Genomic DNA, 14,735 nt, shown 5'->3' with positions numbered 1-14,735 from the left:
GCGGCCTCCGCCTCCCCCGGGCGGCACGTGCACCCCGCGGGGGGATGCCGTTAGGATGGCGGTGGAGCGAGCGGACGCGTCGACGGGGAACGACGGCCCGACGTGGGTCGCGGCGCCTGCTCGGGACAGGGGGAGGCGAAGTGATCCGCTACGAGGCAATGGCGGATGACGTCGCGAGGGTCCGCTTCTCACTCTCCCCGTTGGGCGAGTGCGTGTACAGCCTGCGGATGCTGGCATGGCCGGAACTGCGCCGGCAGCACCTTCCCTGGGTGCACGACGTCCAGTCGAGGCTGAAGACCGTCGATCTCAGGCCACTGCGCGCCGTGATCCCGCCTTCCGGCTACATACCCGACTTCCTCACACCGGCGCCCGGCGCCGCGTCGGCGGGCATCGACCAGGAGCTGGAGGCGGTGCGGGCCACGGATCCCGAGGACCTGGTCCGCGAAGTGGCCTGGATGGCCTCCGACACCGGCACCCCGTCCGCCTGGCGGAGCGGCGCGGAACCCGTGCACCGGCAGATGCTGGCCAAGCCGGAACGCGCGATCAGCACGCTCACCGACTTGCTGCACACCTACTGGCAGTTGGCGCTGGAACCTCACTGGCGCCGGCTGCAGCGCGAACTGCACCACGACATCGGGTCCCGGATGCGGATCATGGAGAGTTCCGGCGCGGCCTCGGTCTTCTCCTCGCTCCACGAGCGGGTGGGCTGGGACGGCTCCCAGCTCTCCGTGCAGAGCAGCTACGAGTTCCACACCAAGCTCGACGGCCAGGGGATCGTGCTCGTACCGAGCATCTTCTGCGGCTCGGAGGTCCTCACCATGCTCCCGCCGCTGCAGTCGATGGTCGTCTACCCGCGGCCCGGCGGAGCGGGCATATGGAAGCACGGCCAGTCCGACCGCCCCAGTCCGCTGGCGGCTCTGGTCGGAAAGGTCCGGGCCTCGGTGATCGAGTCGCTGGTGATCCCCGCGTCCACCAGTGAGCTGGCCGCGGAGATCAACTGCACCCCCGGGGCCATCAGCCAGCACATCAGCGTCCTGCGGGACTGCAACATCGTGGTCAGCCGGCGTGTGGGCCGCCGCGTCATCCACTCCCTGACCGAGACGGGCGAAGCGATTCTGCGTGGCGCGGCCATGGGCTGACCCGTCTCACACCGGCGCTGAAGGTGAGGTCTGTCACATGGCCCCGGGCTACTAGTCCTACTGGTTAGTAGGAGCCGCCACGGTGACATATGGGATTTGTCCGGCTTGCCATGGACGTGGAGCGCTGTTCGAGCGACGGCCCGGCGCCCGCCCGGCACCCTCCCGGACTCGTCTCCGGCAGCGCCCTTCTGACGGGTCGCCAGCAACGAGCAAACATCGCGAACGCGAAGCCTGCATTCCTTCGCCCGCCTGGCAAGGGCCCGCCGCGCCTACGAGCCGAGGTAGTAGCGGGGCCTTTTGCGCTCCTTGTGAGGCCGTCCTGAGAATGAGCGCCCGGCGATCACCGAGTGAGGTTCACGCATGGGCAAGCACCGCAGGACACAGCATGTGCGGCAGATAGTCGTCGCCGCCGTCACCATCGGCGCGGTGGGCGTGCCGTCCGTCGCCCTGGCCTGTTCCGACTGGCCGTACGGCACGGCGGACCAGTCCGACGTCGCGGCGACGAGCACGCCACAGCCGCGATGGCACCACGCCCATGGGCATCACCACCGCAACGGCCACCACCACGCCGGCGCCCCGTGGGCCACCGCGTCCCCCGAGGCCCGGGCCACCGCTCACCCCGGCACCCACAAGAAGGTCACGGCCCACAGGAAGGTCACGGCCCCCGCGCCCACCAGGACCGCTGCTCCCAGCGCCCCCCGGCCCACCGCCACCGCGCCCGCCGCCCCCGCCGCACCGAGCACGCCGAAGGCCACGCCGAGCGCCCCGAAGACCACGCCGAGCGCGCCGAAGGCCACCGCCACGGCGTCGGCGGTCGTCGCGCGCATCGTGCAGCTCGTCAACGCCGAGCGTGGCAAGGTCGGTTGTCAGCCCCTGACCCTGAATTCCGCGCTGACCAAGGCCGCGCAGGCCCACAGCGCGGACATGGCGGCCCACCAGAACATGTCGCACACGGGGTCCGACGGGTCGGCCCCGGGCGACCGCATCACGGCCGCCGGCTACAACTGGAGCGCCTACGGCGAGAACGTCGCCTACGGCTACGCCACCGCGGACGAGGTCATGGCGGGCTGGATGTCCAGCCCCGGACACCGGGCCAACATCCTCAACTGCTCGTTCCAGCAGATCGGCGTCGGTCTGGCGCAGCCGGGCAGCTACTGGACCCAGGACTTCGGCACGGCCCGGTGAACCGCGCTGGTGGTCAGCGGGCCGACAGCGGGTTCGGCTGCGGCAGGTAGCGGGCGTCCGCGCCGTCCGCGCCGGTCCAGCGCAGCAGCAGGTTGGTCTTGCCGGGCAGGGTGGGCGAGGTGAGCAGGGCGGGGATCTCGGGCAGACGGTGCCGGGCGAGTTCACCGCGGGCCGCGGGCCAGGGGTCGAGACCGGGGTGGTGCTCGGCGAGGGCGGCGGCGATCTCGGTGAGGTGGTTGACCACCAGGCAGTAGACCAGCCGCTCCCAGCCTCCGGCCCTGCTCACGTCCGGCAGCAGCTTGACGCCCTCGGCGTCCCGGAACAGCGCCTGGACGGGTGTGCCGGCCGCGTCCACGGCGACCAGGGTGTTCTGGAGGTGGGCCTCCAGGACGACTCCGTGGTCGTCGAAGGCCGTCAGGGCGGGTGGCACGACCTGACGCAGATACGCCTCCCACCAGGCCTCCGGGTCGGTGGCGGTGGCCAGCGGGCTGCCGTCGAAGCCCTCGGCGAGGCCGGCGGCGAGCAGCGGGGTGGCACCCGGCAGCAGGTGGCCGCGCAGACCGTCCCGGACGAGGACGGCCAGTTCCTCGAAGGCGAAGGCGGCCGTGCGGTAGCCGCGGTCGCTCAGCCAGGCGGCGGGCGGCCCCACCGCGGCGAGGGCGTGCCCGGCGGCGGTGTCGGTGCGGCGCAGTCTGCGCAGGTCATGGCGCCACAGCCGGCGGATGTCGTTGGTGATGCGGACATCCAGACTGAACTTCAGGAACAGGTCGCGCCGCGGCTCGTACACCGTGCGGACCGCCGCCGTGGGCCAGGTGTCGAAGGCGGTTTCGCCGAGGCGCAGCAGGCGGCCGTCGGCGAAGGCCTCCGTCAGCTCCCGGCCCACCAGCTCCAACTGCCAGGGGTGGGCCGGCAGCAGCCGGTAGCCCGGCGGGGCGGCGCCGAGCGCGTCCAGGGCGCTGGTGTCGCCCTCCTCGGCCACCTGGTCCTCGCGCACCCCGAGCAGCACCAGCGGGAAGCGGGCGTGCGCCTCGGGGGCGTAGGGCAGCCAGGACCCGACCGGGCCACCGCCGCGCGCCTTGGGGGCGGGGTGGCAGGGGTGGCCGGTGATCAGGGACTGCTCGGAGCGCAGATAGGGATCCTCAGGCGGCGTCGCCCGGGCGCGGGCGGTGAGCAGCGCGGCGACCGCGTCCCGGCTGTCGATCATCTCGGCGGGCAGGTCGCCGCCCGGCAGTCCGGTGTGCCGGCGCAGCTCCTCGGCGACCAGTTTGACCAGCTCGGTGTGCCCGACCCGGTGCCAGCCCCCGGCGGTGCGCACCTCGGGATCGGTGGGGCGCCGACCGGCGCGCACCCGCAGCAGCCGTCCGCTCGGCAGCCGGTGGACCGGCGGGTCACCGGGGTCCGGGAGCGGCTCGGCCACCTCGCGCAGCAGGCAGTTCAGCAGGGGCGCGGCCGCGTAGGCGTCGGCGTGGCGGCCGACGGTGCCGGTGGGGGGTGAGAGGTCCACGCGATCCGTTCGTTTCGTCGGGGGTCGTCGCGCCCAGTATGTCTGTCGTCCCCGACAATCGTCCTGCGTGCAGCGTGCAACCGAGGAGCCGACCGTGCACCGTCCCCCCACCCCCGAGGCCCGGGTCGCCAAGGAGCTGGCCGCCGTCCGGCCGGCGCTGCTGCCCCGGTACACGGCGGAGCTGCCGGGCGCCCGCGCCGCCGTACTGACCCGGCTGTGGCGGTCGCTGGCCCACGAGCCGCTGCCGTGGATCACCGGCCGGACGCACGGCGCGCACAGCCTGGCGCTGCGGCTCGCCGACGGCCGGAGTCTGTACGGGCCGCCCGCGGACCCGTACGCCACCAGCGCGTACGTCACCGGCGTCCGCCTGGACCGGGAGCGCCAGGTGGATCCGGCCGGGCTGATGACCGCCCTCGCGGTGCCGCACGGCACCGCCTTCGCCGCCGAACTGGCCGACAGCGTCGCCTCGTTGGCGCTGTCGCGGGCGGCCGCGGATCACCCGAAGGAGTGGCCGGAGCTGGACTGGGAGTGGGAGCAGCGGGTGACCGACGGGCATCCGTACCACCCGGGCTGCCGGTCCCGCCCCGGCTTCTCGGTGGCCGACCAGCTGGCGTACGGTCCCGAGCACCGGCCGGTGGTGGAGCTGGGGACGGTGCCGGTGCCGGCGGCCGGGTGCCTGGTCAGCGGTGACTGGCCGGAGGAACTGCGCGACGGCGGGCGGCTGCTGGTGCCCGTGCACCCCTGGCAGGCCGACCACGTCCTGAAGCGGTCGTACGACCCCTGGCGTCCCGGCCGTCCGCTGCTGTCCCTGCGCACCCTCGCGCTGCCGGACGGCCCGCATGTGAAGACCGCGCTGAGCGCCCGGCTGACGTCGTCGGTGCGGGACATCTCGCCGTACTCGGTCCGGGCGGCCGCGCCGCTGTCCGCTCTCGCCGCGCGGCTGGCGGCGCGCACCGACGGACTGCTGCACGTCACCCGTACGCTGGGCGCGGTCTCGGCCCACTCCCCCGACCTGGCCGCGCTGCTGCGCGAGTCGCCCGAGGTGTACGCGGGCCCGGGCGAACGGGTCGTCCCGGTGGCCGCGCTCGCCACCACCGCCCTGCCGGACTCCCCCGCCTGGCTGACCGCGTTCGCCCGGCTGGCACTGACCGTGGGCCTGCGCCTGCTCGACCTCGGCGTGGCCCTGGAGGCGCACGGCCAGAACCTGCTGGTGATCCTGGCGGCCGACGGCACGCCCCTGCGGCTGGTCTACCGCGACCTGGCCGACATCCGGATCAGTCCCGCCCGTCTGGCCCGGCACGGCATCGCCCCGCCCGCGCTCACCGGACGCCTGATCACCGACGACGAAACGGCCCTGCGACGCAAGCTGTTCGGTTCCCTGGTGGGGGGCGCGCTGGCCGGTACGGCGGGTTCGGGCGCGGCGCTGGGGGCGGCCCTGGCCGCCGCCGTACCCGACCTCCCGGACACCGCCGGGCTGCGCGCCCTGCGCGAAGGACCGCTGCCCGCGAAGGCGTTGACCCTGATGCGGCTGTCCCCCGAGACCCCGGGCGACCAGTGGACGTGCCTGCCGAACCCGCTCGTTTTGGAGCCCGGCCCGTCCGGTCAATAAGATCCGCCGATGATCACAAGACAACGGCTGGCGGCGGGAGTCTGTGCTCTCCTCGCCGCCCTGGCGGCCGGGATCGCTTTCCCCGGCGGAGCCGTCGCCGACGAGACGGAACAGGCCGCTCCCAAGGTCGAACTGGTGCTGGACGTCAGCGGTTCGATGCGGGCGCGCGACATCGACGGCGGCTCGCGGATGGCCGCGGCGAAGCAGGCGTTCAACGAGGTGCTGGACGCGACCCCCAAGGAGGTCCAGCTCGGCATCCGCACCCTGGGCGCCAACTACCGCGGCAACGACCGCAGGGAGGGCTGCAAGGACACCGCACAGCTCTACCCGGTCGGCCCGCTGAACCGGACCGACGCGAAGACGGCGGTGGCCACGCTGCAGCCGACCGGCTGGACGCCGATCGGGCCGGCGCTGCTGAAGGCGGCAGACGACCTGAACGGCGGCGCGGGCACCCGCCGTATCGTCCTGATCAGCGACGGTGAGGACACCTGCCAGCCGCTCGACCCGTGCGAGGTGGCCCGCGAGATAGCGGCCAAGGGCATCGGGCTGACCATCGACACCCTCGGCCTGGTGCCCGACGCCAGGACCCGCGACCAGCTCAGCTGCATCGCGGACGCGACCGGCGGCACCTACACCGACGTACGGCACAAGGAGGAACTCTCCGACCGGGTCGGGCAGTTGGTGGACCGGGCGGCCGATCCGGTGGTCACGCCGGTGGCCACCGAGGGCGCCGCGAGCTGTGAGAAGGCGCCGGTCCTGAAGTCCGGGCTGTACACGGACCGTGCGGAGTTCGGGCAGCCGCGCTGGTACAAGGTCGACGTCGACCCCGGCAAGGAGCTGCGCGCCTCGGTGAGCGTGGCCGACGACCGCGCCGTGAACCCGGACTACGGGGTGCTGCTGCGGGCGGTGACCCTGCACGGGCGGGAGATCGTGCGCGGCGAGGCCGGCGGCACGGGCCGCACGGACGCCGTCTCGACGGGGTTGCGCTACCCGAAGCCGGAGGGCGACGACGACACGGCGACCGCGGAGACGGTGTGCCTGCAGGTCACCAACTCCTTCTCGGCCGCGGCGGGCGTGAAGACCACGCCCGGTCTGCCGCTGGAGCTGACCGTCGATGTCGTGGACGGACCGTCCGGGCATCACGACGTGGCCTCCTTCGGTCTCGGTCGCGGCTGGTGGCTGCTGGGCGCGCTGGTGCTGACCGGCTTCCTGGCAGGTCTGGTGTGGGGCTGGCTGTCGCGCTGGCGGGTCACGGTCTGGAGGACGAACTGATGCGGATCACACGCGTGTGGGGTGCGGCACTGCTCGCGCTCGGGCTCGCGGCCGGACCGGCCGCGGCCGACTCCTCCCCGTCGCCCGGCGCCTCCGCCGACGGCAGCGCGCCCACGCGGGCGGGCACGTCGTTCCGTACGGCGACGGAGCTCCGGCAGGGGCAGCAGGCCACGGCGTCGGCTTCGACGGGTGACTACCTGTACTGGTCGTTCCCCGCGGACACCGGGCAGCGGCCCACCGTCAGGGCGACGGTGAAGCTGCCGGCGACGCACGGGGCGCAGAGCTGGCAGATCGACGTGTACGACGGGCTGCGCCGGCGCCAGGCCTGCCAGTACGGGGCTGCGACCCGTACGGCGGCACAGGATGCGTCCTCCGTGCAACTGGCCTGTGTGCTGCGCACCGTGCGGTCCTGGTCGGAGCCGTGGGGGAATGATCCGCTGCCGGGCACGTACTACGTCCGGCTGACGGTCGTGGACCTCGGCTCCGCCGACCTGGGCAAGCCGGTGGGCGTCGACGTCCGCGTCGGCTCCGAGGACGTCGGCGGCGCGGCGGCGGTGGACGGCTCGCTGGGCAAGCCGCTGGTTCCCGGGATCGGCGTCAAGTCCGAGGAGGGCGGGGGCGGTGCGAAGGCGGCGGTGCTGTCCAGCTTCGGCTCCGACGACGGCTGGTCCTCCGGCTGGTGGTCCGACCGGTGGGTGTGGACGGCGATCGGGGGCGCGCTGGCGGCTCTCGCCGGGGTTGGCGGGTATGCGCTGACCCGGGGGTCCGGGCGCCCCTAGGGCCTGTCCGGCGGATCATGCCGGAGTCGCGGGGCATGGCACGCCCGTCTGCGCCGGGAAGCGCCGGAGGCAGGGGCGACCCGGCCACCGTCAGGTGCGGGCGGGTGGTTCAGGAGTCGCGGAGGGCCTTGGCCAGGGTGCCGGTGCCTGTCACCGTCACGCGGCCGGCCCGTACCGCGTCCGGCAGGCTCAGTTCGCCGCGGGCCACGGCCTCGCAGGTCGCCGCGTCCAGCGCCAGCCGGGCGTCGGCCTCGTCGGGTGCGGGGCCGTCGCCGTACACCGCGCCCTCCTGGGTGCCGACGCGCACATGGAAGTCCCCCTCCTCCAGGTGCACTTCCACGGTTCCCTCCCCCTCCAGGGACCGCAGCAGCGGCAGCGCGAACCAGTGGGCGCGGACCGCGTCGGTGGGCCGGCGCTCCCCCAGCTCGCTCTCGCCCCAGCTGCCCAGCGCCTGCAGGACGGGCAGCAACCGCCTTCCCCGGCCGGTCAGTTCGTAGACGTACGCCGCTCCGGGCGGAGGCAGCCGGCGGCGGGTGGTCAGGCCGTCGCGCTCCATGTCCTTGAGCCGGGAGGCGAGTACGTCCGTGCTCACGCCGGGCAGGTCCGCGTGCAGGTCCGTGTAGCGGCGGGGGCCGGCCAGCAACTCCCGGACGATCAGCAGGGTCCAGCGGTCGCCGACGAGGTCGAGGGCGCGGGCTGCGGAGCAGTACTGGTCGTAGCTTCGGCGTGGTGACATGCAACGCAGTCTAGACAAGATGTTGGACTTTCCAAGCGTCCACTTGGTAAAACCAAGCAACACCAGTTTCCGGAGGGGCGCATGGAGTTCCGGCAGTCGAACAAGCTCAGCGAGGTCTGCTACGAGATCCGCGGCCCGGTGATCGAGCACGCCAACGCGCTGGAGGAGGCGGGGCACAGCGTGCTGCGCCTGAACACCGGCAACCCGGCCGCCTTCGGATTCGAGGCGCCGGAGGAGATCCTCCAGGACATGATCCGGATGCTGCCGCAGGCGCACGGCTACACCGACTCGCGCGGCATCCTCTCCGCCCGCCGCGCGGTCGCCCAGCGCTACCAGAACCTCGGCCTCGACGTCGGCGTGGACGACGTCTTCCTGGGCAACGGTGTCTCGGAGCTGGTCTCCCTGGCGGTGACGGCGCTGGTCGAGGACGGCGACGAAATCCTGGTCCCCGCGCCGGACTTCCCGCTCTGGACGGCCGCGACCACCCTGGCCGGCGGCAAGGCGGTCCACTACCTGTGCGACGAACAGGCCGACTGGAACCCGGACCTGGCCGACATGGCCTCGAAGATCACGGACCGGACCAAGGCGGTCGTGATCATCAATCCGAACAACCCCACCGGTGCGGTGTATCCCAAGGAGGTCGTCGAGGGCATCCTGGGCCTGGCCCGCCGGCACGGCCTGATGGTGTTCGCCGACGAGATCTACGACCAGATCCTGTACGACGACGCGGTCCACCACTCGGCCGCCGCCCTCGCCCCCGACCTGGTCGTCCTCACCTTCTGCGGCCTGTCGAAGACGTACCGGGTGGCGGGCTTCCGCTCCGGCTGGCTGGTCGTGACCGGACCCAAGCAGCACGCGAAGGACTACCTGGAGGGCCTGACCATGCTGGCCTCCATGCGTCTGTGCGCCAACGCCCCCGCCCAGTACGCCATCCAGGCCGCGCTCGGCGGCCGTCAGTCCATCCTCGAACTGACCCGGCCCGGCGGCCGGTTGTACGAGCAGCGGAACGTGGCCTGGGAGAAGCTCAACGAGATCCCCGGCGTGTCCTGCGTGAAGCCCAGGGGCGCGCTGTACGCCTTCCCGCGCATCGACCCGAAGGTGCACAGGATCCACGACGACGAGAAGTTCGTCCTCGACCTGCTGCTGCGCGAGAAGATCCAGGTGGTCCAGGGCACCGGCTTCAACTGGCCCTCCCCCGACCACTTCCGCATCCTCACCCTGCCGCACGCGGAGGACCTGGAGGCCGCGATCGGCCGGATCGGCCGCTTCCTCGGCGGGTACCGGCAGCATTAGCCCGTTCGGCCGCGTCCGTGCGAAGATCAGCCCCGCATGATCAGGGGGACCCCGCACAGAGCCGACTCCGGCCGTGCGTGGGCGCCCGACCAGCGCGCCGTCGCTCCCCCTGGTCCGGTTCCAGCAGACCAGGGGGAGCTTCGTTGATATCGGATCGAATACGCCGGGCGGCCGTCGCCGTGCTGTGCGCGACGGACGTGGTCCTGATCGCTCCGGCCGCACACGCCGGGGTGTCCCCGGCGCCCAGAGCCTCCGGCGGCCAGGAGGCCCGGCAGGCCGCGCGCTTCTGGACCGCGCAGCGCATGGCGGACGCCCGGCCGCTGGACGCGGCACGCGTCGCACCGAGCGGGCCGGGGCAGTCGGTCGCGGCGGCCGGCCGGCCACAGGGCACCATGTTCGGCGGGAACCCGCTGATCGGCACCTTCTTCGGGTCCGACGGGCCGGGCGGCACCACCTGGCACTGCACCGGCAGCGTGATCGACACCCCGGTCCGGAACATCGTGCTCACCGCGGCCCACTGCGCGCTGAACATGAAGGGCGACTACGTCTTCGTCCCGAAGTTCGTGAAGGGCGCCGGACCCGACAAGCAGCCGTACGGCATCTTCCACATCCAGCACGTCTCCATCGATCCGCGCTACGTCCCCGACAAGGGCTCCTCGACCACCAAGAAGCCCTGGTCCGACCTGGACACCGCGTTCGCCCGGGTCTCGGCCAACCAGAAGGGGCAGAGCCTGCAGGACGCGGTGGGCGGCGGCCTGACGTTCACCCGGCCCGGCAGCTACACACAGAAGCACGTCACCGTCGTCGGCTACCCCTCCTACCAGCACAACAGCGCCGGTCGCGCCATCAAGTGCACCGTGCCGACCAGTCAGCTCCCCGGCTACCGGCAGATGTCGATGACCTGCGGCGGCTACTACGGCGGCGTGTCCGGCAGCCCCTGGATCACCGACTACCAGGACGGCAGCCGCAGCGGCCACGTCATCGGCAACCTCGGCGGCTACAACGGTGGCGGCAACGACGCGAACGTCGACTACATCAGCTACGCCCCGGCGTTCGGCGCCGACGCCGCGAACCTCCTCGCCGACGCGGTGGCCGGCCAGGACCCGCCCGCCGGTCTGCCCCCGTACCTGGGGCTCCAGCTGCCCGGCGGCGCGACCCGCTGGCAGAAGGCCGCGCTGATGGCCTCCGCGGACTACACCGGCGACGACCTCGGCGACCTGCTCGTCGTCTGGTCCGACGGCGGGGTGACGCTGTACCCCGGGGACGGCAACGGCGCGTTCGGTGCCGAGAAGCGGCTGCTGAAGGCCAACTCCACCTGGACGCACGCCCGCAGCGTCACCGGCGGGACCTTCGGCGGCACCCGGCCGGGCCTCCTGGTGCGCTGGTCGGACGGCGAGGTCACCCTGTACCCGGCGCTCGGCACCTCCGGAGTGGGCAGCGAGGTGCAGATGGCGAAGCCCAACTCCGCCTGGAAGGACGTCGTACAGCTCACCGCCGGGCAGTTCCACGGGGCGAACGGCGCGACCGATGTGCTGACGCGCCGGTCCGACGGCAGCCTGGTCCTGTACACCCAGATACGCTCCGGCTCCTTCGGCACCGGCAAGCGGATCCTCGGGCCGAACGGCACCTGGACCAAGGCCGCGCTGCTGACCGGCGGCGCCCTCGGGGGCACGGCCGGCGCGGACCTGCTCGTGCGCTGGTCCGACGGCTCGCTCGACAGCTTCGCCGGTGTCTCGGCCTCCGGGCTCGGCACCCGCTCCCGGCTGCGCGGCCCGAACGGCACCTGGCAGCACGCCCAGGTCATGACCACCGGCGACCTCACCTCCGACCACACCGGCAACGACCTGGTCGTGCGCTGGTCCGACGGCGAGACCTCGCTGTACGCCGACACCGGCGCCAAGGCCCTCGGCACCGAGAACACACTGGTCCCGCCGGGCAGCTGAGCCACCGGGAATGCCCCGCGGCCGGTACCCGTTGACGATCCCCGTCGGATGTCAGCGAAGAGGGGGAACGACACATGCCGGTCGATGTGCACGGAACGGTCGCGGAGGGATTCGAGGGCGTACGCGAGGAGTTCGCGGCGGTGCTCGCCGAGGAGCGGGACGACCCGGGCGCCCAGCTCGTGGTGTACCGGCACGGGCGGCGGGTGGTGGACCTGTGGGGCGCCCCCGCCGACGGCGACGGCATCGACGGGGACTCGCTGACGACCCTGTACTCCCTCGCCAAGGCAGCCGCGCACCTCGTCGTCGCACTGCTGGTGCAGGACGGGGTGCTCGACCTGGACCGCGAAGTCGCCGCGTACTGGCCCGAGTTCGGTGCCCACGGCAAGGACCGGCTGACGCTGGGCGAGCTGCTGGAGCACCGGGCCGGACTCGTCAGCGACGCCGAACGGCCCTTCACCGTCGAGGAGCTGGCCGACGACCGGATCACCTCGGCCCGGCTGGCGGGGCGCAGGCCGCTGTGGGAGCCGGGCACCGCCTGGGGCTACCACGCCTTCGTCATCGGCGCCCTCACCGGCGAGGTGGTGCGCCGGGTGACCGGACGGTCGATCCAGGAGCTGTACGAGGAGCGGATCCGGGCGCCGTACGGGCTCGACTACTACCTGGGGCTGCCCGCGGAGGCGGAGCCCCGCTGGGTGGACGTGCAGCCGCTGGTGCCCACCCCGGAGGAGGCCGCGCTGCTGAAGGAGCGGGCGGCGGCTCCGGACAGCATCCGGGGCATCGCCTTCAACGCGCACGGGCCGGAGCCGACCGACCTGGTGGCCTTCGGGAATCACCCCCGGGTGAAGGCCCTCGGGCCGGCGTCCTCCGGCGGGGTGGGCAACGCGCGCGGGGTCGCGGGGATGTTCGCGGCCGCCATCAGCACCGTGGACGGCCGGCCGCCGCTGCTCACGCCCGGGACCGCGGCGCTGTTCGGCGCGCTGCGCACCCCGGGCGGACCCGACCTGGTCACCGGCAGCCAGGACCACTTCGCGCGCGGCTTCGAGTACACCCCGGGGCTCTACCCGTTCCTCGCCCCCGGCACCTTCGGGCACAGCGGCGCGACCGGCTCGCTGGGCTTCGCCGACCCGGCGAACGGCATCGCGTACGCCTACACCCGGCGCCGGTTCGCCTTCCCCTCCGGGGTGGGCGCCGCCCTGGAGAACGGCCGTCTGGCCGAGTCCGTCCTGCGGGCGGCCGCCTGACTGTGACACCGTGCTGACAGGCGAGCGGGAAGGGCGCTGACGTGGGTGACCTCTTTCTCGTCCGGCACGGTGAGACCGAGTGGTCGCGGTCCGGACGGCACACCGGCTGGACCGACGTACCCCTCACCGAGCACGGGCGGGAGGAGGCACGCCGGCTGGTGCCGCTGATCCGCTCGCACCGGATCGGGGCCGCGTTCGTCAGCCCCCTGCAGCGGGCCAGGGAGACCGCCGAACTCATCGGCATCCCCGACGCCCGGGTCGACGCCGACCTGCGCGAGTGGGACTACGGCGGCTACGAGGGCGTGACCACCGGGGAGATCCAGCGGGGCCGGCCCGGCTGGTTCCTGTTCACGGACGGGGTCGCGCCCGGGCCGCCGGAGCACCCGGGCGAGACGCCGGAGCAGGTCGGCGAGCGCGCCGACCGGATGCTGGCCAAGGCCGACGCCGCCCTCGCCGACACCGAGGGCGGGGTCGTCCTGATCGCCCACGGCCACTTCCTGCGCGTCCTGACCGCCCGCCGCCTCGGCCTTGCGCCCCGGCACGGGGCCCTGTTCCAGCTGGCGACGGGGGCCCTGTGCCGGCTGGGCACGGAGCACGCGCGGCCGGTGGTGGCGGGGTGGAACATCCGGCCGCGGGAGTGACGGGCTGCCCACGGGCCGCTGTCGGGCTCCCGGGGGTGTCAGACCCGGGTCGTACTCTGCGCAGTGGGCCTGCCCCGGGCGGGTCCGGACAGGGACGGCACCGGAAGGAGTGCGCTGTGACGCGACCGCCGACCGCCGCACAGCGGCGGCTGATCGAGGCCGCCGATCCGGAGACCGGGCGGCTGCGCGGTACGGAGGCGCAGCTCGCGGCGCTGGTGAAGCGAGGGCTGGCCTTCCGCCATCCCCGGCCGCCGCACGCGTACTTCCTGACCCCGGCCGGGCACCGGGCCCGGGAGGCGGAGCCCGCGCCGCCCGAGGAGACCGGGCAGGACGCCGGGGTGTTCGCGGCCAGGGTGGGTGGCGAGGAGGAGCCGCCCGGGCAGGGGCCGGCGCGCCTGCGCGAGGTCCGCAGTGCCTGGCAGGGGCTGCTGGAGCTGCGCCGGATGACCAGCCCCGACGGGGCGGTGGACCGGCCGTGCGGCTGGGAGCGCGCGCATCTGGTGCGGGCCGCCGCGCTCGCCCTGGAGGCGGCCGGGCACCGTCCGGCGGGCGGGGACGCGGACGGCTACCGGGTCCGCGCGACCGCGCAGCCGGAGGCGGTCGCCGTGTACGCGCCGGACGCGGCGGCCCTGGCGGCCTGCGCGGCCACGCTGGAGCACGCGGGCTGGCAGGCCGGGGAGTACACGGAGCCGCGGACGAGGGTGCGCTTCGTGCTGGCCTCGCCGCGCCGGGTGTGAGCGCGTGCGAGGATCGGTGGTCTGTGTGTCGTACACGAGGAGGGGAACCCGTGAGCGAACCGTTTTCCGTGCGCCTGACCGTCCGCGGCTACGAGACCGACGTGCAGGGCCGTCTGAACCAGTCGGTCTACGTCAACTACGCGGAGCACGCCCGCTGGTCCCTCTTGCAGGCGGCCGGAGTGACCCAGGCGGAGCTCATGGGCCAGGGGGTGGGGCCGGTGGCGCTGGAGACGACGATCCGCTACCGGCGGGAGCTGCTCGCCGGTGACGAGGTCGACGTGACCTGCGCGTTCGAGTGGAGTGGGGGCAAGACCTTCCGGATCCGGCAGGAGATCCGCAAGACGGACGGGACGGTGGCTGCCGAAGTCACCGCGGTCGCCGGCCTGCTGGACCTGAAGGAGCGCCGGCTGGTCGCCGATCCGGGCGGCGTCTTCACGGAACTGACGGCCGACCCGGGCCTGTTCGGCCTGTAGCGTGCCGCGGCCCCAGCACCTCGGGTACGTCCCCGGTGACCGCACACGGCGGGGGGGGGGGGGGGGGGGGGGGGGGGGGGGGGGGGGGGGGCGGGGGGGGGGAGGGGGGGGGGGGGGGGGGGAGGGGGGCAGGGGGAGGCAGCGGGTGTCTCTCTATGCGCTCTCTGTTTGGCACCCTCGCCC

Annotated in this window: 13 protein-coding genes; 11 read left to right on the top strand and 2 right to left on the bottom strand. The window is 73.6% G+C overall.

Annotated elements, in window-relative coordinates; translation table 11 throughout:
* Positions 1–140 precede the first annotated feature (140 nt).
* Positions 141–1,139 (top strand): ArsR family transcriptional regulator, encoded by a 999-nt coding sequence (locus ACZ7HQ_RS08100; RefSeq protein WP_470986279.1) that lies wholly within the window; start codon positions 141–143, stop codon positions 1,137–1,139.
* Positions 1,140–1,499: 360 nt separating this feature from the next.
* Positions 1,500–2,324 (top strand): CAP domain-containing protein, encoded by an 825-nt coding sequence (locus ACZ7HQ_RS08095; protein WP_470986277.1) that lies wholly within the window; start codon positions 1,500–1,502, stop codon positions 2,322–2,324.
* A gap of 13 nt (positions 2,325–2,337) precedes the next feature.
* On the opposite strand, the gene ACZ7HQ_RS08090 is transcribed toward ACZ7HQ_RS08095, so the two are convergent.
* Positions 2,338–3,828 (bottom strand): IucA/IucC family protein, encoded by a 1,491-nt coding sequence (locus ACZ7HQ_RS08090; RefSeq protein WP_470986274.1) that lies wholly within the window; start codon positions 3,826–3,828, stop codon positions 2,338–2,340.
* A gap of 94 nt (positions 3,829–3,922) precedes the next feature.
* Between ACZ7HQ_RS08090 and ACZ7HQ_RS08085 the strand changes: the two genes are divergently transcribed.
* The 3 genes from ACZ7HQ_RS08085 to ACZ7HQ_RS08075 are packed head-to-tail and all read left to right on the top strand — an operon-like array spanning position 3,923 to position 7,488.
* Entirely contained in the window at positions 3,923–5,437 is a 1,515-nt protein-coding gene (locus ACZ7HQ_RS08085; RefSeq protein ID WP_470986272.1) for an IucA/IucC family protein, read from the top strand.
* A gap of 9 nt (positions 5,438–5,446) precedes the next feature.
* The gene (locus tag ACZ7HQ_RS08080; protein ID WP_470986269.1) at positions 5,447–6,709 is read left to right on the top strand and encodes a VWA domain-containing protein; all 1,263 of its coding nucleotides are present in this window, start codon (positions 5,447–5,449) and stop codon (positions 6,707–6,709) included.
* Positions 6,709–7,488 carry a hypothetical protein gene (locus ACZ7HQ_RS08075; RefSeq protein ID WP_470986266.1) on the top strand — a complete coding sequence of 260 codons (780 nt, stop codon included), beginning with the start codon at positions 6,709–6,711 and terminating at the stop codon, positions 7,486–7,488. The genes ACZ7HQ_RS08080 and ACZ7HQ_RS08075 overlap by 1 nt, the downstream gene beginning before the upstream one ends.
* A gap of 109 nt (positions 7,489–7,597) precedes the next feature.
* On the opposite strand, the gene ACZ7HQ_RS08070 is transcribed toward ACZ7HQ_RS08075, so the two are convergent.
* Positions 7,598–8,224, bottom strand: coding sequence for a winged helix-turn-helix transcriptional regulator (locus ACZ7HQ_RS08070; protein ID WP_470986264.1), 627 nt, complete (start codon positions 8,222–8,224; stop codon positions 7,598–7,600).
* An 81-nt stretch (positions 8,225–8,305) separates the two neighbouring features.
* Between ACZ7HQ_RS08070 and ACZ7HQ_RS08065 the strand changes: the two genes are divergently transcribed.
* The 6 genes from ACZ7HQ_RS08065 to ACZ7HQ_RS08040 all read left to right on the top strand — a co-directional run bounded on the left by ACZ7HQ_RS08065 (position 8,306) and on the right by ACZ7HQ_RS08040 (position 14,552).
* Positions 8,306–9,517 (top strand): pyridoxal phosphate-dependent aminotransferase, encoded by a 1,212-nt coding sequence (locus ACZ7HQ_RS08065; RefSeq protein WP_470986262.1) that lies wholly within the window; start codon positions 8,306–8,308, stop codon positions 9,515–9,517.
* A 143-nt stretch (positions 9,518–9,660) separates the two neighbouring features.
* Complete coding sequence (locus ACZ7HQ_RS08060; RefSeq protein WP_470986260.1) at positions 9,661–11,460, top strand: trypsin-like serine peptidase; 1,800 nt, start codon at positions 9,661–9,663, stop codon at positions 11,458–11,460.
* 74 nt (positions 11,461–11,534) lie between these two features.
* Positions 11,535–12,701: a serine hydrolase domain-containing protein gene (locus ACZ7HQ_RS08055; RefSeq protein WP_470986257.1), complete on the top strand. Its 1,167-nt coding sequence runs from the start codon at positions 11,535–11,537 to the stop codon at positions 12,699–12,701.
* Between the two features lie 41 nt (positions 12,702–12,742).
* Complete coding sequence (locus tag ACZ7HQ_RS08050) at positions 12,743–13,342, top strand: histidine phosphatase family protein (RefSeq protein ID WP_470986256.1); 600 nt, start codon at positions 12,743–12,745, stop codon at positions 13,340–13,342.
* Positions 13,343–13,458: 116 nt separating this feature from the next.
* A complete protein-coding gene (locus ACZ7HQ_RS08045; RefSeq protein WP_470986255.1) occupies positions 13,459–14,079 on the top strand; it encodes a hypothetical protein in 621 nt (206 codons plus the stop codon).
* A gap of 50 nt (positions 14,080–14,129) precedes the next feature.
* On the top strand, positions 14,130–14,552 hold the full coding sequence (locus ACZ7HQ_RS08040; protein ID WP_470986252.1) for an acyl-CoA thioesterase: 423 nt from the start codon (positions 14,130–14,132) through the stop codon (positions 14,550–14,552).
* The last annotated feature ends 183 nt before the right edge of the window (positions 14,553–14,735 follow it).

The sequence above is a fragment of the Streptomyces sp. NPDC037290 genome, assembly GCF_055603245.1.
This window is presented reverse-complemented; position numbering and strand designations above follow the sequence as displayed.

Coding starts and splice junctions, on each gene's coding strand:
- ACZ7HQ_RS08065 (WP_470986262.1), top strand. CDS start 8,306: ATGGAGTTCCGGCAGTCGAACAAGCTCAGCGAGGTCTGCTACGAGATC.
- ACZ7HQ_RS08070 (WP_470986264.1), bottom strand. CDS start 8,224: ATGTCACCACGCCGAAGCTACGACCAGTACTGCTCCGCAGCCCGCGCC.
- ACZ7HQ_RS08080 (WP_470986269.1), top strand. CDS start 5,447: ATGATCACAAGACAACGGCTGGCGGCGGGAGTCTGTGCTCTCCTCGCC.
- ACZ7HQ_RS08075 (WP_470986266.1), top strand. CDS start 6,709: ATGCGGATCACACGCGTGTGGGGTGCGGCACTGCTCGCGCTCGGGCTC.
- ACZ7HQ_RS08095 (WP_470986277.1), top strand. CDS start 1,500: ATGGGCAAGCACCGCAGGACACAGCATGTGCGGCAGATAGTCGTCGCC.
- ACZ7HQ_RS08055 (WP_470986257.1), top strand. CDS start 11,535: ATGCCGGTCGATGTGCACGGAACGGTCGCGGAGGGATTCGAGGGCGTA.